This is a genomic window from Pseudarthrobacter sp. TE9888, from assembly GCF_056279345.1.
The window spans coordinates 2,712,276-2,735,564 of sequence record NZ_JBWBRD010000002.1; the positions used below are offsets into that span (position 1 = coordinate 2,712,276).

The window sequence follows — 23,289 nt, forward strand, 5'->3', positions numbered from 1 at the left end:
AAAGTAACAGAGGGTGGGATGGAGGAGCTCGTCCGCCCGATGTACGGTAATCCCCATGACTGCCTTTTCCGAACCGGAAACCACTTCCCCCGCCCCCGCCCGGCCCTGCGCCACAGGCCGGCAATACGAGCTCCGCCGCGGTGACGCCGTGGCCGTGGTGACCGAACTCGCCGCCGGCCTCCGATCGTTCAGCCGGGGCGGGGTCCTCCTGACAGAGACCTATGGCGATGACGAGATTGCACCGGGCGGGGCCGGCATCACGCTGGCTCCCTGGGCCAACAGGGTGGAGGACGGAGAATGGTTCCTCGACGGCAGGAAGCAACAACTGGACATCACCGAAGTGTCCCGCAACAACGCCAGCCATGGCCTGCTTCGAAATGCCGGCTACGTTCAAGCAGCTGAATCCCCGCACGCTGTGGCGCTGGAGGCTACCGTCTTTCCGCAGCACGGCTACCCGTTCCTGGTGCGTCACCGGGTGGAGTACCAGCTTTCGGAAGACCTGGGGCTGCAGGTCCGGCAGACCCTCACCAATGACGGTGCGGCAGCCGCCCCCTTCGTCCTCGGCGCGCATCCCTACCTGCGGGTCGGTGACACTCCGCCCGGGGACCTGCAGCTGACAGTGTCCGCCGGCACGCGCCTGGTAACCGATGAGCGCCTCATCCCGCGCAGCATGGCCCCGGTTGACGGGGAAGTTGATTTCCGGGCCGGCCGCCGCATCGCGGACCTTGCGGTGGACGTTGCCCTGACGGACCTCCGCTTTGAGGGCGGAGTGGCCAGGCATACCCTGGCCGCGGGTGACGGCAGCAGCGTGTCGCTCTGGCAGGACGAATCCTGCCAGTACGTCCACGTCTTCGTGAGCACGGTCTATCCGGGCCGGACGCGGGCGGTGGCCGTGGAGCCGATGACGGGACCGGCCAATGCCTTCAACTCCGGCGACGGCCTTCGATGGGTCGCGCCGGGGGAGTCCTTCAGTATGGAATGGGGAATCGACTACGCCCCCGGCACGGCAGGGCACTAGTTTCCCATTGGGGCGGTTGCTGGGGAAGTATTGGTACATGACGCCAAAAGAGGACGACGTTACCCTTGCCACTCCAGCACCGGTACCCCCCGCGCCGGCACCTGCCACCGCCGCGGCGCCCCTGCGGGTCCTCACCGACCGTGAGCTGGACAAGGACATCCCGTACGGCATCCGCATCGCCGCCTCCTGGTCGTGGCGGCTGGGCCTGATCCTCCTGATGGCCGGGACGCTGGTGTGGCTGCTCAGCCACATCACCCTCCTGATCATTCCCATCATGGTGGCCGCACTCCTTGCCGGACTGCTCAGCCCGGTCACGTCATGGCTGAAGCGCCGCGGGCTGCCCGCAGGGCTGGCCGTCGCAGTGACCGTGATCGGGTTCATTGGCGTGATTGCCGGTGCGCTGGCACTGGTGGGCAGGCAGCTGGTGGTCGGTTTCGGCGAACTCTACTCCCAGGCCCTCGAAGGCGTGCGGCAGGTCCAGGACTGGCTGTCGGCCGGCCCGCTGCACCTGACCGCCACCCAGATCGACCAGTACGTCAAGGACGCCACCGACGCACTGCAGAACAACAGCAGCAGCATCGTCAGCGGGGCCCTGTCCTTTGGCAGCACTGCCGGACACTTCGCCGCCGGCATGCTGCTCTCGCTGTTCATCCTTATCTTCTTCCTCCTGGAAGGGGACCGGATCTGGGCCTTCCTGGTCAGGATGCTTCCCCGCAAAGCCCGGGCAGCAACCTTCGGTGCCGGTCACAAGGGCTGGGCATCCATGGTCAGCTACGCGCGCATCCAGATGTTCGTGGCCGCCGTCGACGCGCTGGGCATCGGCGTGGGCGCTGCCATCATTGGTGTCCCGCTCGCGCTTCCCCTGGGCGTGCTGGTGTTCCTCGGCTCCTTCATTCCCGTCGTGGGCGCCCTGGTGACCGGCGTCGTGGCCGTCCTCCTGGCCCTGGTCGCCAACGGCCCCGTGAACGCCCTGATCATGCTGGGCATCGTCCTGCTGGTCCAGCAGCTCGAGGGCCACATCCTCCAGCCCCTGGTCATGGGCAAGGCAGTGTCACTCCATCCGGTCGCCGTGATCCTCAGCGTTGCGGCAGGCTCGTACCTCGCCGGCATTCCCGGCGCGCTGTTCTCCGTGCCGATCCTCGCCGTAGCAAACTCGGCCGTTCGCTACATTGCCGCCAGAACGTGGGAACATGAACAAGTGCCGGTAATTGCCGGGAGGCCCATCACTGCCGGAGCGGGCGGGGACAACACCATCGAGGACGTTGAACCGCCAACTGCATCCGGTTCCGGGAACGGCCCGGAAGCCGGCACGTCATCCGAGCACCGTGATGCCCGCGCCGCCTCTCCGGAGGGCAGCGGGGCAAAACCCAGAGGAGAGTAGTCCGTGAAGATCCTTGAAACCCTTCCCGTCACACTGGACGATGTCCTTGAGGCGCAGAAGCTGCTTGACGGGATCATTGCGCGCACCCCCGTTGAATCTTCCCGGGCACTGGGCGGAATGGTGGGCGGCGACGTCCATTTCAAATGCGAAAACCTGCAGCGTGCCGGGTCCTTCAAGGTGCGTGGGGCCTACGTCCGCATGGCCCGGCTCTCCCCGGAAGAGAAGAAACGGGGCGTCGTGGCAGCCTCTGCCGGCAACCACGCCCAGGGCGTTGCCGTTGCCGCCAAGAGCCTCGGCATCAAAGCCCGTATCTACATGCCGCTGGGCGTAGCGCTGCCCAAACTCGCCGCCACCCGGAGCCACGGCGCCGAAGTGATCCTGCACGGGCACAACGTGGACGAGGCGCTCGCCGAAGCCCAGCGCTACAGCGATGAAACCGGCATGGTCTTTGTCCACCCGTTCGACAACGTGGACGTAGTGGCAGGCCAGGGGACCGTAGGCCTGGAAATCCTTGAGCAGGTCCCGGACGTCGACACGGTCCTCATGGGCGTGGGCGGCGGCGGGCTCCTGGCGGGAGTTGCGGTCGCCATCAAGGCCCGCGCCAGGGAACTCGGCCGGGAGATCCGCATCATCGGCGTCCAGGCGGAGAACGCCGCCGCCTACCCGCCCTCACTCGCCGCCGACGCACTGGTGCCCCTGAAGAAGGTCTCCACCATGGCGGACGGCATCGCCGTGGGACGACCGGGGCAGCTGCCCTTCAGCATCATCCGCGAACTGGTTGACGATGTGGTCACCGTCAGTGAAGACTCCCTGGCCCGCGCCCTGATCTTCCTGCTCGAGCGGGCCAAGATGGTGGTGGAACCCGCCGGGGCAGTGGGTGTCGCCGCACTCATGGACGGCAAGATTGAAAACCCGGGATCCACCGTGGTGGTCCTCTCCGGGGGAAACATCGACCCGATGCTGATGCTCAAAGTCATCCAGCGCGGCCTCTCCGCGGCCGGACGCTACATGACGGTGCGGATGATGCTCGATGACCGCCCGGGTTCGCTGGCCACCATTGCCCGCATCATCGCCGAAAACGACGCCAACGTCACCGGCCTGGACCATACCAGGGTGGGCGGCTCCATCAGCATGGGTGATGTCTCCATCACCGTGAACCTTGAAACCAAGGGCCACCAGCACGGCGAACAGGTCCTCAGTGCACTTCGCGCCGAGGGCTTCCAGCCGATTGTCGTCCACTAGGAACGGCCGTGGCCGGGCTGGGTAGCGGACTGGGGAGCAGCGGGCGCGGCCCGGACCGGCAGACCATCGCGTCGCGCGCCAAGGGCGCCCTGTTGGTGCTTGGCGGATTCGTGGCACTGCTGTTTGCCATCGAAGTGGTGGACACGCTGATGATGGGTGCCCTTACGCGCACCTTCGGGCTGCGGCCCAGGAGCGTGGACGGGCTGCTGGATATCTTCACCTTCCCGCTCCTGCATGCCAACCTGAACCACCTGCTGTCCAACAGCCTGCCCTTGGTCATCTTCGGGTTCCTGGTCTTCCTTTCCGGGCTGCGGGTCTTCCTCACGGCGCTGGCCTTCAGCTGGCTCGGCAGCGGAGTGGCTGTCTGGCTTATCGGCGACGGTGTCACGGTGGGCGCATCCGGGCTTGTCTTCGGGCTCTTTGCCTTCCTCCTGGTCCGTGGGTTCTTCAACCGCAGCTGGCGGCAGATCCTGCTCGCAGTTGTCCTCTTCATGGGTTATGGAAGCATCCTGCTGGGTGCCCTTCCCTTTGTGGCGGGCTACGTGAGCTGGCAGGCGCACCTGGGTGGCGCTGCCGGCGGTGTAGTGGCGGCGCTGCTGCTGCGTCCACGCGTCCCCGCTCTCCCGCGGGAGGCCTGACTCCGGTCCTGCGTCCCCGCGGCACATTGTGCGCACACAAAAGCGGCGGCCGTCCCCTGGTGGGGACGGCCGCCGCTTTATGCCGGACCGGCTTGGTGCTTGTCCTGGCGTTAGCCGGCGTAGGGCTTGGCGGAGAGGATCTCCACCTTGATGTCCTTGCCGTTCGGCGCAACGTAGCTGAGGGTCTCGCCCTCCTTGTGCCCCAGGATGGCCGCACCAAGGGGAGACTTCTCGCTGAAGACATCCAGGTCCGAGTCGCCGGCGATCTCGCGGGACCCCAGCAGGAAGGTCTCCTCATCCCCGGCGATCCTTGCAACCACGAGCATGCCGGGCTCAACGATGCCGTCATCGGCAGGCGCTTCACCCACATGGGCGTCCCGGAGCAGGACCGTCAGCTGGCGGATGCGGGCTTCAATCTTGCCCTGCTCCTCCTTGGCCGCGTGGTAGCCCCCGTTTTCCTTGAGGTCCCCCTCTTGCCGCGCTGCTTCAATCTTCTGGACGATCTCCGCCCGGCCTGCGCCGGAAAGGTGGTCCAGCTCTGCCTTCAGGCGGTCAAAAGCTTCCTGGGTAAGCCAGGCTGCAGATGCGCTGTTGGTGGTAGACACGGACTTCTCCTCTAGTGGTCTTACATGCAAAAGACCCCGCCACGGTGGCCACTTGTGGAACAGTAACCAGCTCAGCGGGGTAAAGGTATCTCTCCATTGTAGTCAATCCTCTAGAGATAACCCAACAAGCAAGCGTCGCGCATCACATCCTTTACGACGCTCCGGCGGGAATCCAGCAGCTGTCCACCACGCCTGACACGGACGCCGACTCCGTACGCAACGTGACGCGCTGGGCGACTGTCCTGCCGCCGTCGGCCGTCCCGTCCGCTGCCGACGGCGGAATGTCCACCACCTTCCAGCCCACCACCGCGAACTTGGAGTCCAGCGCCTTCACGGCACACTTGACGGGGTTGGCCGGTTCCCTGGTGACCTGGAAGTCCACTTCCGCCAGCGTGGCATCGGTGGTGCTGTATCCCACGTCCTTGTACGTCACCCCTGCCAGTGAGTTGGAGGTGGTCACCCACGCCAGGAAGCCGATTCCGACAACGAGCGCGGCGCCGATGGCCACCCGGGCAGCTTTGGGGGAGAGCCGGCGCTTTTTAGCACCATACCGATTGGCTAGGCTAGTGTCTGCGGGCGCGGATTGGGCCGGCTGGTCCGGGGAAGTCACCAGACCAGTTTAGTGCCCTTTCCGCCGGACTCTTCGCGGTGGCTGCGGCTGCCGCCCGGGCCAATGCGCCGCGACCAACAACCGTAAGCTGCCACAAGCCGCGCACAATGAATAAGGAGCCGTCCCCTCCATGACAGCGTCCAGCAACTCCCAGGTTCCGCTCCGGCTGCTCGCGGTCCACGCCCACCCGGACGACGAATCCAGCAAGGGCGCTGCAACCATGGCGATGTACGCATCAGCCGGTGTCGACGTCCTGGTGGCAACCTGCACGGACGGCTCCCGCGGCGACATCCAGAACCCTGCCATGGAAGGCGTGCCGCATCCGAAAAGGGACATGGCCGGTGCCCGGAGGCTGGAGATGCAGCAGGCCGCCGCCATCCTGGGCATCAAGCAGCGGTGGCTTGGCTTCGTTGATTCCGGCCTCCCCGAAGGGGACCCGCTTCCGCCGCTTCCGGCCGGATCCTTTGCCACCCTCCCGCTCCAGCAGGCAGCGGCGCCCCTGGTTCGGCTGGTGCGGTCCTTCAAGCCGCACGTGATCCTGAGCTATGACGAGAACGGCGGCTACCCCCACCCGGACCACATCATGGCCCACCGGGTAGCCGTGGAAGCCTTCCATGCTGCAGGCGATCCCGAACGCTACCCCGAGGCGGGGGAGGCCTGGGAGCCAAGCAAGCTCTACTACGACCGTGCTTTCAGCCCGGAACGGTTCCGGGCCCTGCACTTTGCCCTCGAAGAGGCGGGACTGCAGTCTCCGTACGCCGAGCGCCTGGCGGCCTGGCTGGAGTCAGATGCGGAAGGCCACACGCCACCCCCTGCCGCGCACCCCACCACCACCCAGGTGGACTGCGGCGACTTCTTTGAAATGCGCGACGACGCACTGCGCGCCCACCGCACCCAGGTTGACCCGCTGGGGTTCTTTTTCGCGGTGTCGCCGGACATGCAGCGCCGGGTCTGGCCCTGGGAGGACTATTCCCTGATCCACTCGCGGGTGCCGTCCGAACTCCCCGAGAAGGACCTGTTCGCCGGGCTAAGATAGATACGCAGGCTATTTCTATCTTGTGTAGAAGACAGACGCGGCGACGGGCCGTTTCCTCCGCGTCCTGCTGCATCCGTTCCACCAGAAGGTATTTACCGTGCATTCTCTGCTCTTGAGCCTCGCCACCACGCCGAGCCCGCTGCCCACTCCGACACTCCGGGACGGGATTTCCGAGGACCAGGTAACGCCGGGCCTGCTGGGCTTCATCATGACGGCGTTCTTCGTTGTGGCCACTGCCCTGCTCATCGTGGACATGGTGCGCCGCATCCGCCGGGTCCGCTACCGCGCCCAAGTCGAGGAAGAACGCCTGGCGGCCGCTGCCGAGGCAGACATTGACGCGGCGGACGCGCAGGACGGGCTCGACGCCGGCACGCACCAGGCAGTGCCGAAGGCTAACGGAAACGGCCCCGCCGACGGGCTTTCACGGCCCGGCGAGTAGGGAATGCCAGGCGGCGGCTCCGGTGAATCTAGGCAAGGACCGCCAAGGCAATCGCCACGAAGTGGGCCGTGAAGGCCAGCACCGTGAGCGCGTGGAACAGTTCGTGGAACCCGAAGTGGTGGTAACTGAAATTGGGCTTCTTCAGTGCGTAGAACACGGCGCCCGTGATGTACAGGACGCCGCCCACGCAGACCAGGACGGCTGCCGGAATGCTGGCCTGGAAGAACTGCGGCAGGTAGAAGAGCGCGCCGCAGCCCAGTGCGATGTAGATGGGAACGTAGAGCCAGCGCGGCGCATCCGTCCACAGCAGCCGGAACAGGACGCCCAGGATGGCTCCGGCCCAGATGACCCAGAGGAGCACCACCGCCTGCTGCCGCTCCAGCAGGGTCCAGGCCAGCGGGGTGTAGGTGCCGGCGATCACCAGCATGATGTTGGTGTGGTCCAGCCGCTTCAGGACGAGCTTGACCCGCGGTGACCAATTGCCGCGGTGGTAGACGGCGCTGACTCCGAAGAGCAGGACGCCCGTGGCGGCGTAGATGGCAGAGGTAATCCGCCGGTCCGGGGTGGGGGCCAGGGCAACCAGGATGATCCCGGCCACGAGTGCCAGCGGGGCCGTGACCGTGTGGATCCAGCCGCGCCATTTCGGTTTGATCATCAACAGTTCCGCCAGGCGGACCGCCGCCTCATCCACTGCACTGGGCTCCGGATCCGCACCGGCGTTCCTGTCCTCCGGGCGGGGCGCCGGGGAGGCCTGCGGAGAGTCGCTGTTCATGGCACCAGAATAACTTACGGACCGGTAAGTTACCGCCGGGTAACTTCCTGTGAAGGCCTGTCCTGCCGTGCTGCCTGTCCCGGGGGACGGCTGGCGGTAGCCTAGGATGTGGATGTACGTACGGCAGGAAAGTCAGGTGAGTGGACGCGTGGAGTTGCCCGGGTTCCTCTATGGCTATTACGAGCGCCGGCTGCTCAAGGATCTACCCCGTGACCGCATTCCCCGGCACATTGGTGTCATGGTGGACGGCAACCGGCGCTGGGCCAAGCAGTTCAACGCCCCCACCGCCCAAGGGCACCAGGCCGGTGCGGACAAGATCCACGAGTTCCTGGGCTGGTGCCAGGAGCTGGGCGTCAAAGTGGTGACGCTGTACATGCTCTCCACGGACAACATGAACCGCTCCAGCGAGGAACTGGACCTCCTCATGGGGATCATCGCCAACACCCTCGACCGGTTGGACGAAGACGCCAACATCTCCGTCCACGCCATGGGCGCCCCGGAACTGCTGCCGGACTACCTGGCCGAGAGGCTGAACAAGCTCACCGCCAGGACTCCTGTCCGGGAAAAAATCCACGTAAACGTTGCCGTGGGGTACGGCGGGCGCCGGGAGATCGTCGACGCCGTCCGGGAACTCCTCCATGATGCCGTGGCCAAGGGCATGGACATCTCCAAGCTCGCCGACGACCTGTGCGTCGATGACATCTCACGCTTTCTCTACACGCGCGGCCAGCCGGACCCCGACCTGGTCATCAGGACATCGGGGGAACAGCGGCTCTCCGGGTTCCTGATGTGGCAGAGCGCCTACAGCGAGTTCTATTTCTGCGAGGCCCTCTGGCCTGCCTTCCGCAAGGTCGATTTCCTCCGCGCGCTGCGGGACTATGCCGGCCGGCAGCGGCGCTTCGGCGCCTGAAACCCCCGGTTCATCACGAGTTCATACATCCGCCGGAGAAATCGCCGCCAAATAGTTGCGGAAATGACCCGGAGTGGATTTACGTTATATCCATCAGCAGGCAAAACCGCCGGCTGATCGGGGAGGCCAGTACATGGAGCGGAACATCGCACCGGGTGTATGGGAGGCCGGATCCGGCCTCGTGGCCGAGCCGCCTCACCAATAACAATTCCGGGCTGGCGCCCGGGGCTGGAGTCGATGTGGCTACTTCTGAACAACTGCCCGAGGTCCTTGTTGGACAGGGCGGAAAAGCTACCTCTCGCGCCGAGCGAGCCACCTCTGAGGCCGGCGCAGCAACTGATGCTGCGGCCGGTTTTGCTGTCTCCGGAAGGGAAGCCGACATCCACACCTTCGTCATCGACACCTCCGTCCTGCTCTCCGACCCGCGGGCACTCCTGCGCTTCGCCGAACATGAGGTGGTGGTGCCCGTCGTGGTCATCACCGAACTCGAAGCCAAACGCCACGATCCGGAACTGGGCTATTTCGCCCGGAATGCCCTGCGGCTCCTGGACGACCTCCGGGTCAAGCACGGCGGCCTGAACCAGCCCCTGCCCATCGGGGACGACGGCGGCACCCTCATGGTGGAGCTGAACCACATCTCCGCTGAGGTGCTGCCATTGGGGTTCCGCAGCGGGGACAATGACAGCCGCATCCTCGCCGTGGCCAAGAACCTGGCCAACGAGGGGCGCAACGTCACGGTGGTCTCCAAGGACCTGCCCATGCGCGTCAAAGCCTCCGCCATGGGCCTCACGGCCGATGAGTACCGCAATGAGCTGGTCAAGGACTCCGGCTGGACGGGCGTCGCGGAAATCGACGCCGACGAACAGGAGATCGCCACCCTTTACGGCCACGAGCCAGTCTTCATCCCCGCCGCCGCCGAACTGCCCGTCAACACGGGGCTGGTGCTGCTCTCCAACCGCGGCTCCGCACTGGGCCGGGTGGGCGCGGACAAGCAGGTCCGCCTGGTCAAGGGCGATCGTGACGTCTTCGGCCTCCACGGCCGGTCCGCCGAGCAGCGCCTGGCCATCGACATGCTGATGGACCCAGGCGTCGGCATTGTTTCCATCGGAGGCCGGGCCGGCACCGGCAAGTCCGCGCTGGCCCTCTGCGCGGGCCTTGAGGCCGTGCTGGAACGTCGCGAACACCGCAAGGTGATCGTCTTCCGGCCGCTCTATGCAGTGGGCGGCCAGGAGTTGGGCTACCTGCCCGGCTCGGAATCCGAGAAGATGAACCCGTGGGCGCAGGCCGTCTTCGACACCCTCGGCGCCCTGGTCAGCCAGGAAGTGGTGGAGGAGGTCATGGACCGCGGCATGCTCGAGGTCATGCCCCTCACCCACATCCGCGGACGCTCCCTCCACGACGCCTTCGTGATCGTGGACGAGGCCCAGTCCCTCGAAAAGAACGTCCTCCTCACGGTCATGAGCCGCATGGGCCAGAACTCCAAGATCGTCCTCACCCACGATGTCGCCCAGCGTGACAACCTCCGAGTGGGACGCCACGACGGAATCGCCGCCGTCGTCGAAACCCTGAAAGGACACCCCCTCTTCGGCCACGTCACCCTGACCCGCTCGGAAAGGTCCCCAATCGCCGCCCTGGTGACGGAGCTGCTCGAGGGCTAATGGGGGTGCGTGGGGCAACCTTCCTCTGCGTGCTAGCTCGTTCCTCGCCTTTGACGCACGCTGCCGGAAGGCTGCCCCACGCCCAGGCCCGGCGTACCCAGCCACTGGCAAGCACTTACGTGAGGTGAAAGAACCTCGCTGCTGCTTCGTGGCCCTCGACCTGCAGCTCCCAGTCCGGGCGGTTGAAGGTTTCGGGGGTGAGGCGGACGTGCTGGAGTGTTTCGACTTTGGTGCCCCAGGCTTTGCGTGTGGTGCCGTTCAGTTCGTAGCCGAGGGAACGGGAGACGCCCAGGGAAGCGCTGTTCCAGGCCGCGGCTTCGGATTCGGCCACTTCGGCGCCCAGCCAGTCGAAGGCCCAGAGCACGACGGCGGCACGCATCTCGCTGCCCAGCCCGCGGCCCTGGACGGATTGCTTGAGCCACGAGCCGGTGGTGACGGTCTTCCGGACCGCGAACTCCCTGGCGCCTACATCCTGGCACCCGATGAACTGCCCGTCGTGCCAGATGCCCAGGAGCAGCGTCCAGTCTTCCGGGGTGAACCCGCCGCGGCAACGCCAGTACCAGCGGGCCATGTTGGGGCCAAGCTCGTCGTCGGGCAGTTCTGTCCACGGCGTGCTGAAAGGGTTCCTGGCGGCATCGTGGATGCCGTTGCGGGCGGCGACGACAGCTGCCGGGATGTCCTGGTCGGTGATGGGACGGAGCTCCAGCCGGGGCGTGGCCAGCCGGAGGTCGAACAGGGGCCAGAGTGTGCTCAGCGTGGTCATCCGCGAAGCCTAGCTGTATTGACCACGGAGGTTAGGAACATGCGGCGTGGTTAGGTGACAAAAAGAAGACCTCCAAGTGGAGTGGGGCTTGTCTAAGAGTCCGATCCACAAGGAGGTCTTCAATGTCCCATGCTAACGCGCTTCTGACGCCGAAGGGACGGCTCCGGCTGGCCCGGTGCATCGTCGATGACGGGTGGCCGCTGCGCCGTGCTGCTGAGCGGTTCCAGGTGTCGGTGACGACCGCAGCGCGGTGGGCGGCCCGTTACCGGGAGCACGGTGAGCACGGGATGGGTGATCGTTCCAGCCGGCCCATCAACTCCCCGCGACGGACCTCCATGCGGCGGGAGCGGCGGATCGTCGCGATCAGGGTCAACCGCCGCTGGGGCCCGGCACGGATCGGCTATCTGCTGGGCATCCACCCCTCCACGGTGCACCGGGTCCTGTCCCGATTCGGGCTGGCGAGGCTGTCGTGGCTGGACCGGGCCACGGGCCGGGTGATCCGCCGCTACGAGCACCACAGACCCGGGGACCTGGTCCACGTCGACATTAAGACACTTGGACGGATCCCCGACGGCGGGGGCCACCGCAGTGTCGGCAGGGCCGCCGGAAACCGGAACAAGACCGGCACCGCGGCGAACAGGAGACCGGGCCACGCTTTCTTGCACAACGCCGTCGATGACCACTCCCGGCTCGCCTACACGGAGATCCTGACCGATGAGAAAAAGGACACCGCGGCCGGATTCTGGGAACGTGCCAACGCCTACTTCGAGTCCCACGGGATCACGGTCAAACGGGTCCTGACCGATAACGGTTCCTGCTACCGCTCCTACGCGTTCAAAGACGCCTTGGGCCCGGACATCAAGCACAAACGCACCCGTCCCTACAGGCCTCAGACCAACGGCAAAGTCGAGCGCTACAACCGCACCCTGCTCGACGAATGGGCCTACGCCCGTCCTTACAGATCAGAGGCCGAGCGTGTTGCCGCTTTCGCTGGCTGGCTCCATCACTACAATCATCATCGAGGTCACACCTCACTCAAAGGTCAGCCACCGGCCAGCCGCGTCACCAACCTCTCAGGTCAATACACCTAGCCGACGGGCGCGGACGCAGCCTGTCACGTTCAGGCCGGTATGTCCCAGCTGATGTGCCGGCGGACATCGGTCAGGTTCATGGACTGGGCCAGGAACAGGTCATCGAGCATGTACTCGTCCACGGCGATGATCCGGATCCAGTGGCCATATCCTTCCGTTTCCGCTTCCAGCGACTGGCTGGACACACAGACACCGGTGTCCACGTCCACGCGGAGGAGGGAGCTGCCGGGCAGGCACAGGGGAGCGGCTGGATCGGCGGGGCGGTACGCGGCGTTGGGGGCCACCACGGCTTCAAGGACTGTCCGGCCCTCGTGGTCGGAGTACCGCACCTCCCGGATGTCCAGCGCGTTGCTGCCGGGAAACTCGATGGGCACCGGGGCGTTGCCGGCGAGCTCCACGGGATCCAGCGCCGCCGAGAAGCGTCCGTTGCCGAAGCCGGGCTCGCCGTAGGCTGCCTCCGGACGGCGGCGTACCAGCCCGCCGTCGTCATAGACGGGGGTGACCAGGTGCGGAGGGAGGAGCCAGGATTTGCGTGTGGCGCTTACATAGAAAACGTCGCGGGAATCGTTGATACCCGTGGTGCTGTGCAGGACCAGCCGCTCAGGGCTTTCCAGGCGGAGAGCGCCCGGCCGTCGCAGCCAGGCGCGGACGAACGTGGCGCCCGGGGCGGGGGCCGACGCAAAGGCCTGGTCCCAGTACTCAAACCGCAGCGACTGCCACTTCCAGGGAGAGGACCGGCACAGGTTCCGGAACACGGCGGGAAGGTCCGCCGGGGCGGCAGGAGGGTCCGGAGCCGGGCTGCGCCGTGAGTCCCAGGTCGACATATCCACAGTTTACGCGGGCGCGCTACGGCGGGAATGGTGTGATCCAGTAGCATCCGAGGGGTGATCGGACGACTCGGTGAACTCTGGCAGCACACCCCGCTGGCCTTTTGGCTGGTTCTGGCGGCCTGCCTCTACTTCGCGGTGATGGCGGTCCGGCTGACCGTCATCGACGTCCGGCACCACCTCCTGCCCAACCGGATCGTCTTTCCGTCCTATGCGGTGGCCGGCGTGCTCCTGCTGGCGGCAGCCGCCGTCGCCTGGGCCGGCCCGCTCCCGGATGCGGGGGCCGGCGCCGGTTTCCTTTCCACCCCGGCCGTGCGCGTGGTGGCGGGAGCGGGGATCCTGTGGCTGTTCTACTTCGTCCTCCGCTTTGTATACCCGCCCGGCATGGGGTTCGGCGACGTCAAACTCGCAGGAGTGCTGGGCATGTACCTGGGCTACCTGAGCTGGGTGCACCTGTTCGCCGGAACCTTCCTGGCCTTCCTGCTGGGCGGCCTGTGGTCCCTGGCCCTCCTCGCGGCACGGAAGGGAACCCTTAAGTCGTCCATCCCGTTCGGGCCGTTCATGCTTGCCGGAGCCGCCGGGGCCATGCTGCTTCCCGCCTGACTCACGGGAAGCGACCCCCGGGGGTTGGATAGGCTGGCCCTATGCCTGCACCCGAATACGTCCTGAAGCTGCGCAAGAAGATTGGCAACGATCCCATCTGGGTTCCCGGCGTGCGGGGCGTGGTGGTGGATGACGCCGGCCGGATCCTGCTGGCCCAGCGGGCCGACAACGGCCAATGGGCGCTGGTCAGCGGCATGCTCGACCCCGGCGAGCAGCCGGCACGAGGGCTGGTCCGTGAGATCTTCGAGGAAACGGCTGTGGTGGCCGAGGCAGAGCGCGTGGTGTCGGTTGGCGCTGTGGGGCCGGTCACGTATCCCAACGGTGACGTCTGCGAATTCCTGGACGTGGTGTTCCTGTGCCGCTACGTCTCCGGCGAAGCCAGGGTCAACGACGACGAATCCCTTGCTGTCGGCTGGTTTACCGTTGATGACCTTCCCGACCTGATGCCCGGGCACCTCACCAGCATCCGGCAGGCGCTGGCCCCCACCGCAGCAGTCCACTTCGAGCCCTAGCCGCAGCAGCGGCACACCCTGAATAAAACAGGGGCGCCGCAACCCCCAAAGATTGCGGCGACCCTGTTGGTCACTTCCCGCCGGCCCCGCCGTGCGCCTGGCGCACAGCTGGCCAGGGGCCAAGTAAGGCGTCCGACGCCGGTCAGCGGCCTTGGGAAACCAGCTCGCCGTCGTCGTCCTTCACAACGTCCCCGTCACGTCCGGCTTCCGCGTCCCCGGCAGCGGCGGCGGGAAGCCCGGCGGCGAGCCGTTCTGCCTCCTCGCCGCCCACGGCCTCACCACGGGCCACCATACCGGCGGTGTCCGACAAAGGGATCTGCTTCAGCGTGAGGGCCAGCAGCAGCGCGATGGCGATGAAGGGGAGCAGGTACCAGAACACGGGCGCCAGGGAGTCGGCATAGGCATTCACGATGGCGTCCCGCAGCTGTTCGGGGAGCTGGTTCAGTGCCTGCGGGTCCAGGGTCCGGGTGGACTGCCCGGCCTGCTCGGCGGAGGCCCCCGCGCCGGTAAAGGCGCTGGTCAGGGCCTCGGAGAGGCGGGTGGTGAAGATGGACCCGAAGACGGCCACGCCCATGGCGGCCCCCACTTCGCGGAAGTAGTTGTTGGTGCTGGTGGCGGTGCCGATCTGGTCGGCAGGTACGGAGTTCTGGACCACCAGGACCACCACCTGCATGATCAGGCCCAGGCCGGCGCCGAAGACGAACAGCTGCAGGCAGATGACCCAGATGGGGGTGCTGGCGGCAAGGGTGGTCATCCAGAGCATGGCCGCCATGGTGAAGACGGCGCCCAGGATGGGGAACATCTTGTACTTGCCGGTCTTGGAGATCCGGATGCCCGAGTAGATGGAGGTGCCCATAAGGCCGGCCATCATGGGGAGCATGAGGAGGCCGGATTCTGCAGCGGACGTACCCGAAGACATCTGCAGGAACGTGGGGACGAACGCGATGGCGGAGAACATGCCCAGGCCCAGGGTGAAGCCGATGGCGGTGGCATTGATGAAGATCCGGTTCCGGAACAGGCTCAGCGGGATGATGGGGTCCTCGGCGCGGCGCTCCACCATGACGAACGCGGCGGCAGAAAGCAGCAGCCCCGCACCAAATGCCCAGGTGAGGGGGGAGTCCCAGCCCTCGTCCTTCTTGCCGCCGAAGTCGGTGAAAAAGATCAGGCAGGTGGTGGCGGCAGAGAGCAGGACAACGCCAAGGATGTCGATCCGCTTCTCGGCCTTCTTGTTGGGCAGGGTCAAGGCAAACCAGGCAATGGCGAAGGCGGCAAGGCCCACCGGGATGTTGATGTAGAACGCCCACTCCCAGGTCAGGTGGTCCACGAAAAAGCCGCCCAGCAACGGGCCGGCCACGGCCGAGAGGCCGAAGATGGCACCGAGCGGACCCATGTACTTCCCGCGCTCCTTGGCGGGAACGATGTCGGCGATGATCGCCTGCGAGAGGATCATGAGGCCGCCGCCGCCCAGGCCCTGGATGGCGCGGAAGATGACGAACCCCCAGAAGTCGGCGGCCAGGGCGCAGCCCACGGATGCGAGGGTAAAAAGCGCGATGGCCACCAGGAAGAGGTTGCGGCGGCCCAGGATGTCACCGAACTTGCCGTAGATCGGCATCACGATGGTGGTGGCCAGCAGGTAGGCGGTGGTGATCCAGGCCTGGTGCTCCACCCCGCCGAGCTTGCCCACGATGGTGGGCATGGCCGTGGAGACAATGGTCTGGTCCAGGCTGGAAAGCAGCATGCCGGCGATCAGCGCAGAGAAGATGATCCAGATGCGCTTTTGGGTCAGCAGCAGGGGCCCTGCCGGCGCCTTGGTGGTGGCGGTACTCATGATTGTCCTTCTGCGGCGGTGGCCGTGCTGTCGAATGGTTGGGAGAAGAGGAGGCTGGCGGCGGAGATGTTCTCCAGCAGCAGGTCCGGGTAGCTGCGGGTATTGCCGTCTGAGAAGTAGGCCATGCTGATTTTGCGCGCGATGGTGCTGAGCAGGACCACTGCCATCTGCACCACTGGGTGGTCCGGCGCCAGGCCTTCACGCCTGGCGACGTCCCGGGCGAACTGGGCTTCGCGCTGTTCCGTGACCCCGATGATTTTCAGGATGAGCTGCGGTTCCTTTTTGACGACCCCGATCAGCTGCCGGGTTTCTTCCTCGGACTCCGTCATTCCTTCGGCCAGGCGCAGGGAGAGCCGGACGAGGTCGCTGAACAGGGTGGGCGAAATTTCGCCGGCACGGGAGCCGGCGGCACCGGCCACGAATTCCTCGATGACATCGGCCGGAACGTCGTCCTCGGCGTGGCCGATGATGGCGTCTTCCTTGGTGGGGAAGTAGTTGAAGAAGGTCCGGCGCGAAATCCCGGCCGCTTCGCAGACTTCCTCCACGGTGTAGCCGTTGAGGCCCTTTTCGGAGGTTAGGGCGCGGGCGGCGGAGGTAATGGCGGTCCGGGTGGCCGTCCGCTTGCGCTCGCGCAGGCCGTCAGAAGTTGCACTATCAGTCACAAAGTAAATTTTTGCACTAAGTACCCCGAAGTGCAAACTTCTGGAGTCCGAGCTGATGTTGCCTTAAAGTGCGACGGCGGCCGGCGCCTTTCGTGCGAAAGGTGCCGGCCGCCGTCGGGCGCTGAGTGCTTTACGCCTTGTGTGCCGGGGCCGTCATGGTGGTGACGTCCAGTGCCTTGTCGAGGTCGGCCTCGGAAACCTTGCCCTCGCCTTCGCCGACAAAACCGAGCTTCTCGGTGGCCTGGCGGATGGTCAGGCCCTCCTTGACGGCGGTCTTGGCGATCTTGGCGGCGTTCTCGTAGCCGATGTACTTGTTCAGCGGCGTCACGATCGAGGGGGAGGCCTCGGCCAGGAAGCGGGCGCGCTCCACATTGGCGGTGATGCCGTCGATCATCTTGTCCGCCATGACGCGGCTGGTGTTGGCCAGCAGGCGGATGGACTCGAGCAGGTTGGCGGCCATCACCGGGATGCCGACGTTGAGCTCGAAGGCGCCGTTGGTGCCGGACCATGCGATGGCGGTGTCGTTGCCGATGACCTGTGCGGCCACCATGATGGAGGCCTCGCAGATCACCGGGTTGACCTTGCCGGGCATGATCGAGGAGCCGGGCTGCAGGTCCGGGAGGGCGATCTCGCCCAGGCCGGTGTTGGGGCCCGAGCCCATCCAGCGAAGGTCGTTGTTGATCTTCATGAAGGAGATGGCGATGTTGCGCAGCTGGCTGGACGCCTCGATCAGGCCGTCGCGGTTGGCCTGTGCCTCGAAGTGGTCGCGGGCCTCGGTCAGCGGCAGTCCGGTGTCCGTGGCGAGCAGCTCGATGACGCGCTCGGGGAAGCCTGCAGGGGTGTTGATGCCGGTGCCCACGGCCGTGCCGCCCAGGGGAACCTCTGCCACGCGGGGGAGCGAGGCGTTGATGCGCTCGATGCCGTAGCGGACCTGTGCGGCGTAGCCGCCGAATTCCTGGCCCAGGGTCACCGGGGTGGCGTCCATGAGGTGGGTGCGGCCGGACTTGACGACGTCCTTGAACTCAACGGCCTTGCGTTCCAGCGACTCTGCCAGGTAGCCCAGGGCGGGGATGAGGTCGTTGATCAGCGCGGAGGTGGCGGCCACGTGGACGGACGTGGGGAACACGTCGTTGGAGGACTGCGAAGCGTTGACATGGTCGTTGGGGTGGACAACCTTGTCACTGCCCGCGGCCTTCAGTGCGCGCGTGGCCAGCTCTGCCAGGACCTCGTTGGTGTTCATGTTCGAGGACGTGCCGGAACCGGTCTGGAAAACGTCGATCGGGAAGTCGCCGTCATACTTGCCGGCGGCCACCTCATCGGCTGCATCGGCAATCGCCTTGGCCAGCTCGCCGTCGAGCACGCCCAGTTCAGCGTTGGCCTGGGCGGCAGCCTTCTTGACCTGTGCCAGCGCCTCGATGTGGGTGCGCTCCAGGGTCTTGCCGGAGATGGGGAAATTCTCTACTGCCCGCTGCGTCTGCGCGCGGTACAGTGCGTTCACGGGGACGCGGACTTCGCCCATCGTGTCATGTTCAATGCGGAACTCTTCAGTGGAAGTCATGGGGCTAGCTTATGGCTCCCGGGCGCCCCATCGAAAACCGTTAAGGGAGCATTGCCGGCGGCCGGCTGGGCCGCCGGCGCAGGGTTCCTAGAGCTCGCCGATTCCGGAAACAAGGTCGGCGCGGCCCTCTGCCAGGCGGTACGACAGGCCGATGACCGCGGTCCGGCCCTCCTCGATTGCGGTGGAAATCACACGCGAGCTGTCCGCAAGGCGATGGGACATCTGCTTGACGTTCTCCACCACCATGTCGTTGACCTCGGGCTGGTTGTTCCGCAGGGACGTCAGGACGGAAGGCGTAATGCGTTCCACGAGGTCGCGGATGAAGCCTGCAGGCATTTCACCGGTCTCCACGGCGTCCCTGGTGGCGGTTACGGCGCCGCAGTTGTCGTGCCCAAGGACCACGATCAGCGGCACCCCCAGCACCGCGACGCTGTATTCCAGGGAGCCCAGGACGGCGTCGTCAATCACCTGTCCGGCGGTGCGGACCACGAAGACGTCGCCGAGGCCGACGTCGAAGATGATTTCGGCGGCGAGCCGGGAGTCGGAGCACCCGAAGATCACCGCGAACGGATTCTGGGTCTCGACCAGTTCCGAGCGCCGTGACGCGTTCTGGTTCGGATGGGAGGATCCGCCGTTTACGAAACGTTCGTTGCCTTCGCGCAGGCGGCGCCACGCCAGTGCAGGTGTGAGGTTAGTAGCCATGCTTACTACGTTAAGGCGCGGCAGTGGTGGAAGGGGAAACTGTGACGGCGGGGCTGGCGTCGAGAGAAGTGACGACGGCGGCCGCCAGGGTTGCGAATTCGTCCAGTTGGGCTGCGCCGAAGAGGATGACGGTGCTGCCCCGGTAGTTCAGGACCATCGCCTTTTCGCCCTTGCCGGTGTCCCGGAGTTCCCATTGCTGGCCACCGGCGTTCCGTGAGCCGGTGACAGGAGCGTTCTTTGTCTGCTGGAGCAGCCACGTGGGATTGGCGTGCGTGGTCTGCACCAAAGCGATGAACGACGTCTTGGGGGGTGACATAGCCAACCTCCCAGGTGGGGACTCCGCTGCCCGTTCCCGCTTCCCACCGGGCGTAATTCGCGCGGAAGGCGTTGCCGGTGTCCGGCGCGACGGGTGTGAATCCGGCCACATCCGCCGCGTTCCGCGCCACGGACGCCACGTCGATGTCCGGGCGGTAGCCCTCGCTCTTCGGCTGCGGGTTCATGAGCACAACAGGCAGGAACGCCGCGATGCTGAGCACCAAAGCAATGATCATGCCGATCACCGAAGCGTTGGCGCGCTTGGCCGCTGCCGCCGGAATGACGGGCTTCACGGGGGTATCAGCACTGCTGTCCGCGGCGCCCGGGCGGCCGTCGGGCCGGGCTGGGCCTGAGCTGGGATTGGTGGCTTCCTGCATGTCGTTCACCCCTCTATAGTCGCCCATCCCGGAGCGGGACTTCCATTCGGGCCCGGCCGGCAGTCCGCCCCGGGCTGCCACGCACATTGCGGGGTTGCGTCACGGGCCGCCCCCGGCGCGGTGCCGCGACTATGATCGGTAACAGAGGAATCACCGTCCTGCTGCACCGGCGGGCGGGTTCAATGATCGCCACTCGAAGAAGAGGTTCACGTGTCACCAGCGTCCATGACCCAGAAGTACTCCACGATTTCACCGTCGCTTGCCGTGGGCCACGACGAGCCGGACCGCAACCTTGCCCTTGAGCTTGTCCGCGTCACCGAGGCTGCGGCCATTGCCGGCGGCCACTGGGTTGGCTTCGGCGACAAGAACACCGCCGACGGCGCCGCCGTCGACGCCATGCGTTCCTTCCTGCAGACCGTCCACTTCAACGGCGTCGTGGTGATCGGCGAGGGCGAGAAGGACGAAGCGCCCATGCTGTTCAACGGTGAGCGCGTTGGTGACGGCACCGGCCCCGAGGTGGACGTCGCAGTGGACCCCATCGACGGAACCCGCCTGACCGCCCTGGGCATCAACAACGCCCTGGCAGTACTGGCAGTCGCCGAGCGTGGCTCCATGTTCGATCCCTCCGCCGTGTTCTACATGGAAAAGCTGGTTACCGGCCCCGAGGCCGCCGACATGGTGGACCTTCGCCTGCCGGTCAAGCAGAACCTGCACCTGATCGCCAAGGCCAAGGGTGTGAAGGTCAACCAGCTCAACGTCATGATCCTCGACCGTGACCGCCACCGCCCCCTCGTGGAGGAAATCCGCGAGGCCGGTGCCCGCACCAAATTCATCATGGACGGCGACGTCGCCGGCGCCATTGCCGCGGCCCGCTCCGGCACCGGCGTGGACGCGCTGATGGGTATCGGCGGCACCCCCGAAGGCATCGTTGCGGCCTGCGCCATCAAGTCGTTGGGCGGCGTCATCCAGGGCCGCCTGTGGCCCACCAGCGACGAAGAGAAGCAGAAGGCCATCGACGCCGGGCACGACCTCGAACGGGTGCTTTCCACCAACGACCTCGTCTCCAGCGACAACTGCTACTTCGCCGCCACCGGCATCACGGACGGCGACCTGCTCAAGGGCGTCCGCTACTCCAAGGACAAGGTCCTGACCCAGTCCATCGTGATGCGTTCCAAGTCCGGCACCATCCGCTTCGTGGACGGCGAGCACCAGGCCAGCAAGTGGGAAGGCTACGCCCGCAAGAACTGACCCGCGGTCCCCGTTGACTGAAAGCCCCCGGCGCACAACGCGCCGGGGGCTTTGGCGTTAAGCCTTGGTATAAGGTTTAAGCCATGATTCCTGCTGTTGTGCCCTGTACTGACCGCGCCCTCTGGGACGAGCACGTTGACCGGTTCCAGGGGCATCCGCAGCAGCTGTGGGGCTGGGGCGAGACCAAGGCCGCCCACGGCTGGTCCGTGGACCGGGTCCTGGTCAAGGACGGCGACGAAACCATCGGCTGCGCCCAGCTCCTGGTCCGCAGGCTTCCCGTCCCCTTCCGCGCTCTGGCCTACATTCCCCGGGGCCCCATGTGCTCCGTGGAGAACGCGCAGGTGGTCCTGAACCGGCTGGCCGAGCACGCCGCCCTCCGCCACCGGGGCGTGGCCCTGAGCATCGAACCGGACTGGGACAAGGACTCCGCGTTTGCCGGCGCCGTGGCCGCCGCCGGTTTCCGCGAGTCCACCAACACCGTCCTCATTCCCCGCACGCTCATCCTGGACCTCACCCGGTCCGACGACGAGCTGATGGCGGAGATGTCCAAGTCCACGCGGGCCAACATCCGCAAGGCGATGCGCAGCGATGTTGAGTTCCGCAAGGTCAAGAACGAATCCGAGCTGGACCAGGTGCTGGCCATCTACCACCAGACCGCCGAGCGCGCGGGCTTCGGCATCCACGAGGACCAGTACTACCGGGACATCTTCCGGAACCTGGGCGACTCTTCCCCGATCATCGCCGCGTTCGACGGCGAGCAGATGCTGGCCTTCACCTGGCTTTCGCGCAGTGCCGCCACCGCGTTCGAGCTCTACGGCGGCGTCTCCGCCGAAGGCCAGAAGCAGCGGGTGAATTACGGCGTGAAGTGGGCGGCCCTGCAGGCCATGCGGGAAGACGGCTGCAGCCGGTACGACTTCAACGGCCTCCTGAACGACGGCATTTCCGATTTCAAGAAGCAGTTCGCCAAGCACGAAAACATGCTCCTGGGGACCTGGGAGCGGCCGCTGTCGCCGTTCTACCCCGCCTACGCCAAGGCCATGCCGCTGGCGCGCAAGGGCCTCCAGCAGGCGCGCCGGCTGCTCAAAGGCGCAGCCGGGCAGGTCCGCCCATTGGTTCGAAAGTTGCGTCCGGGCAACCAGCTGCAGGGCTAGCCCGGGCAAGGCCAAAAAAGGGCGACGGCGGCACTTACGGAAGTGCCGCCGTCGCCCTTTTTGCCGTTGCGGCTGCCCGAGGTGCTAGAGCCCGGTGGTCACCGCGAAGGCCAGGGCCGGCCCGGTGCTGCCAGCCACCCGGTGGACGTTGACAGGGGCCTCGGCCGCGGCAATGAACGCGCTGCCGCCCTGCGCCAGCTCCAGGTCGCCCTTGGGGGAATCGAGGTACACGGCGCCGGCCACCACGATGACCACTGCGGCGCCTGCCTGCGCCAGCGGGATGGGACCGGCGTCCGGCCCCAGCTCGATGCGCTGCAGTTGGAACTCCCCGAAAGGGGGCCGGAACAGTTCCTGGTCCAGCACGGAATTTTCCGCGGTGAGCATTGGAACGGCCACCGGGTGGAAGTCGATGGTCTTCAGGAGCTCCGGGACATCGATGTGCTTGGGGGTCAGGCCGCCGCGCAGGACGTTGTCCGAGGACGCCATGACCTCCACGCCCAGGCCGTGCAGGTAGGCGTGCACGTTTCCGGCCGGAAGGTAGACCGCTTCCCCCGGCTTCAACGAAATCCTGTTCAGCAGCAGCGAGATCAGGACGCCGGGGTCGCCGGGATACTTTTCGTTGAGGCTGATGACGGTGCCCAGCTCTGCCTGGAAGGGCTCGAGGGAAGCGCCGGACACCAGGGCCGCCACCACCAGCGCTGTTTCCTCCGAAACGCCCTGGCCGCCGCGGATCAGCCGCTCAAAGGCGCGGCGGAGTCCTGCGCTTTCGTCCGTGGCGGCGAGATCCCCAAGGAGGGCCTGGAGCAGCGCGGGGACCTGGGCGGTCCTGCGAAAGGCATCTGCGATGTGCTGCAGGATCCGCCGGGTTTCGGCGACCGGCCGGAACCCGCAGAGGGCCTCGAACGGCGTGAGGGCGAAGATCATCTCCGGCTTGTGGTTGTCGTCTTTGTAATTCCGGTGCGGTGCGTGCGGATCCACGCCGGCGCCATTTTCGCGGGCGAACCCCTCACGGGCCTGTTCCAGGCTCGGGTGCACCTGGAGGGAAAGCGGCTGCGCGGCTGCCAGGATCTTGGCCAGGAAGGGCAGCCGGGGCCCGAAAGCGGCCACGGAGTCCGCGCCCAGGAAATGCTCCGGGTCGGATGCGATCAGGGCGTCGAGCGGGCTCGGGGTTCCGTCCCCGGGCAGGTGCGCCACCGACGGCGAATCAGGGTGCGCACCGATCCACAGTTCGGCCTCCGGACGCCCCGACTCGGGGCGCCCCAGCAGTGAGGCGATGGCCGTCGTCGAACCCCAGGCGTAGTCACGCAGGACGTTCTCAATCTCGTACAAAACCGTTCCGTTCC

Annotated in this window: 23 protein-coding genes and 1 pseudogene; 13 read left to right on the forward strand and 11 right to left on the reverse strand. The window is 66.3% G+C overall.

The genetic code is table 11. From position 1 onward, the window contains the following. The first annotated feature begins 55 nt into the window (after positions 1-55). Genes ACZ9J7_RS13185 through ACZ9J7_RS13200 form a run of 4 tightly spaced genes read left to right on the forward strand, consistent with a single transcriptional unit; the run spans position 56 to position 4,279 of the window. Positions 56-1,018, forward strand: coding sequence for an aldose 1-epimerase family protein (locus ACZ9J7_RS13185; RefSeq protein ID WP_476209989.1), 963 nt, complete (start codon positions 56-58; stop codon positions 1,016-1,018). Positions 1,019-1,055: 37 nt separating this feature from the next. Further along, the gene (locus ACZ9J7_RS13190; protein WP_476209991.1) at positions 1,056-2,399 is read left to right on the forward strand and encodes an AI-2E family transporter; all 1,344 of its coding nucleotides are present in this window, start codon (positions 1,056-1,058) and stop codon (positions 2,397-2,399) included. Between the two features lie 3 nt (positions 2,400-2,402). Next, positions 2,403-3,641, forward strand: coding sequence for a threonine ammonia-lyase (gene ilvA / locus ACZ9J7_RS13195; RefSeq protein ID WP_141161183.1), 1,239 nt, complete (start codon positions 2,403-2,405; stop codon positions 3,639-3,641). 17 nt (positions 3,642-3,658) lie between these two features. Further along, positions 3,659-4,279, forward strand: coding sequence for a rhomboid family intramembrane serine protease (locus ACZ9J7_RS13200; RefSeq protein ID WP_476211855.1), 621 nt, complete (start codon positions 3,659-3,661; stop codon positions 4,277-4,279). 110 nt (positions 4,280-4,389) lie between these two features. Here the strand turns inward: ACZ9J7_RS13200 and greA are convergent, their stop codons facing one another. Together greA and ACZ9J7_RS13210 are read right to left on the reverse strand one after the other, a co-directional pair. Continuing rightward, positions 4,390-4,884 carry a transcription elongation factor GreA gene (gene greA / locus ACZ9J7_RS13205; RefSeq protein ID WP_159632538.1) on the reverse strand — a complete coding sequence of 165 codons (495 nt, stop codon included), beginning with the start codon at positions 4,882-4,884 and terminating at the stop codon, positions 4,390-4,392. A gap of 151 nt (positions 4,885-5,035) precedes the next feature. Beyond that, positions 5,036-5,494, reverse strand: a complete 459-nt coding sequence (locus tag ACZ9J7_RS13210; protein ID WP_476209994.1) for a DUF4307 domain-containing protein — start codon at positions 5,492-5,494, stop codon at positions 5,036-5,038. A gap of 130 nt (positions 5,495-5,624) precedes the next feature. Here ACZ9J7_RS13210 and mca point away from each other — a divergent pair, with 130 nt between their 5' ends. Both mca and ACZ9J7_RS13220 read left to right on the forward strand, forming a co-directional pair. Next, complete coding sequence (gene mca, locus ACZ9J7_RS13215; protein WP_476209996.1) at positions 5,625-6,530, forward strand: mycothiol conjugate amidase Mca; 906 nt, start codon at positions 5,625-5,627, stop codon at positions 6,528-6,530. 97 nt (positions 6,531-6,627) lie between these two features. Continuing rightward, positions 6,628-6,969, forward strand: coding sequence for a hypothetical protein (locus ACZ9J7_RS13220; protein WP_476209998.1), 342 nt, complete (start codon positions 6,628-6,630; stop codon positions 6,967-6,969). Between the two features lie 28 nt (positions 6,970-6,997). On the opposite strand, the gene trhA is transcribed toward ACZ9J7_RS13220, so the two are convergent. Next, positions 6,998-7,741, reverse strand: coding sequence for a PAQR family membrane homeostasis protein TrhA (trhA, locus tag ACZ9J7_RS13225; RefSeq protein WP_476210000.1), 744 nt, complete (start codon positions 7,739-7,741; stop codon positions 6,998-7,000). 148 nt (positions 7,742-7,889) lie between these two features. Between trhA and ACZ9J7_RS13230 the strand changes: the two genes are divergently transcribed. Further along, positions 7,890-8,651: an isoprenyl transferase gene (locus ACZ9J7_RS13230; RefSeq protein ID WP_141161648.1), complete on the forward strand. Its 762-nt coding sequence runs from the start codon at positions 7,890-7,892 to the stop codon at positions 8,649-8,651. A gap of 239 nt (positions 8,652-8,890) precedes the next feature. Further along, positions 8,891-10,309, forward strand: a complete 1,419-nt coding sequence (locus tag ACZ9J7_RS13235; RefSeq protein WP_476210001.1) for a PhoH family protein — start codon at positions 8,891-8,893, stop codon at positions 10,307-10,309. Positions 10,310-10,424: 115 nt separating this feature from the next. Here ACZ9J7_RS13235 and ACZ9J7_RS13240 read toward each other — a convergent pair whose 3' ends face one another. Then, positions 10,425-11,072, reverse strand: a complete 648-nt coding sequence (locus ACZ9J7_RS13240) for a GNAT family N-acetyltransferase (protein ID WP_476210003.1) — start codon at positions 11,070-11,072, stop codon at positions 10,425-10,427. 122 nt (positions 11,073-11,194) lie between these two features. Between ACZ9J7_RS13240 and ACZ9J7_RS13245 the strand changes: the two genes are divergently transcribed. Then, complete coding sequence (locus ACZ9J7_RS13245; RefSeq protein WP_476210004.1) at positions 11,195-12,163, forward strand: IS481 family transposase; 969 nt, start codon at positions 11,195-11,197, stop codon at positions 12,161-12,163. Between the two features lie 29 nt (positions 12,164-12,192). Here the strand turns inward: ACZ9J7_RS13245 and ACZ9J7_RS13250 are convergent, their stop codons facing one another. Beyond that, on the reverse strand, positions 12,193-12,987 hold the full coding sequence (locus ACZ9J7_RS13250) for a hypothetical protein (RefSeq protein WP_476210005.1): 795 nt from the start codon (positions 12,985-12,987) through the stop codon (positions 12,193-12,195). A gap of 60 nt (positions 12,988-13,047) precedes the next feature. Between ACZ9J7_RS13250 and ACZ9J7_RS13255 the strand changes: the two genes are divergently transcribed. Together ACZ9J7_RS13255 and ACZ9J7_RS13260 are read left to right on the forward strand one after the other, a co-directional pair. Then, on the forward strand, positions 13,048-13,593 hold the full coding sequence (locus tag ACZ9J7_RS13255) for a prepilin peptidase (RefSeq protein WP_476210006.1): 546 nt from the start codon (positions 13,048-13,050) through the stop codon (positions 13,591-13,593). 41 nt (positions 13,594-13,634) lie between these two features. Beyond that, positions 13,635-14,105 (forward strand): NUDIX hydrolase, encoded by a 471-nt coding sequence (locus tag ACZ9J7_RS13260; RefSeq protein ID WP_476210007.1) that lies wholly within the window; start codon positions 13,635-13,637, stop codon positions 14,103-14,105. A 142-nt stretch (positions 14,106-14,247) separates the two neighbouring features. On the opposite strand, the gene ACZ9J7_RS13265 is transcribed toward ACZ9J7_RS13260, so the two are convergent. The 5 genes and pseudogenes from ACZ9J7_RS13265 to ACZ9J7_RS13285 all read right to left on the reverse strand — a co-directional run bounded on the left by ACZ9J7_RS13265 (position 14,248) and on the right by ACZ9J7_RS13285 (position 19,547). Next, on the reverse strand, positions 14,248-15,933 hold the full coding sequence (locus tag ACZ9J7_RS13265) for an MDR family MFS transporter (RefSeq protein WP_476210009.1): 1,686 nt from the start codon (positions 15,931-15,933) through the stop codon (positions 14,248-14,250). After that, positions 15,930-16,595, reverse strand: a complete 666-nt coding sequence (locus ACZ9J7_RS13270; RefSeq protein ID WP_476210010.1) for a TetR/AcrR family transcriptional regulator — start codon at positions 16,593-16,595, stop codon at positions 15,930-15,932. Before ACZ9J7_RS13270 ends, ACZ9J7_RS13265 begins: the two co-directional genes overlap by 4 nt. A gap of 130 nt (positions 16,596-16,725) precedes the next feature. Then, positions 16,726-18,153: a class II fumarate hydratase gene (locus ACZ9J7_RS13275; protein WP_476210012.1), complete on the reverse strand. Its 1,428-nt coding sequence runs from the start codon at positions 18,151-18,153 to the stop codon at positions 16,726-16,728. 87 nt (positions 18,154-18,240) lie between these two features. Beyond that, positions 18,241-18,855: a carbonic anhydrase gene (locus ACZ9J7_RS13280; RefSeq protein ID WP_476210014.1), complete on the reverse strand. Its 615-nt coding sequence runs from the start codon at positions 18,853-18,855 to the stop codon at positions 18,241-18,243. Between the two features lie 10 nt (positions 18,856-18,865). Beyond that, positions 18,866-19,547: pseudogene (locus tag ACZ9J7_RS13285) on the reverse strand (DUF4245 domain-containing protein). 225 nt (positions 19,548-19,772) lie between these two features. On the opposite strand from ACZ9J7_RS13285, the gene glpX reads away from it, so the two are divergent. Both glpX and ACZ9J7_RS13295 read left to right on the forward strand, forming a co-directional pair. Beyond that, entirely contained in the window at positions 19,773-20,795 is a 1,023-nt protein-coding gene (gene glpX / locus ACZ9J7_RS13290; protein ID WP_210411426.1) for a class II fructose-bisphosphatase, read from the forward strand. 83 nt (positions 20,796-20,878) lie between these two features. Further along, positions 20,879-21,946 carry a lipid II:glycine glycyltransferase FemX gene (locus ACZ9J7_RS13295; protein ID WP_476210016.1) on the forward strand — a complete coding sequence of 356 codons (1,068 nt, stop codon included), beginning with the start codon at positions 20,879-20,881 and terminating at the stop codon, positions 21,944-21,946. Between the two features lie 84 nt (positions 21,947-22,030). On the opposite strand, the gene manA is transcribed toward ACZ9J7_RS13295, so the two are convergent. Next, positions 22,031-23,275: a mannose-6-phosphate isomerase, class I gene (manA, locus tag ACZ9J7_RS13300; RefSeq protein ID WP_476210017.1), complete on the reverse strand. Its 1,245-nt coding sequence runs from the start codon at positions 23,273-23,275 to the stop codon at positions 22,031-22,033. Positions 23,276-23,289: the final 14 nt, after the last annotated feature.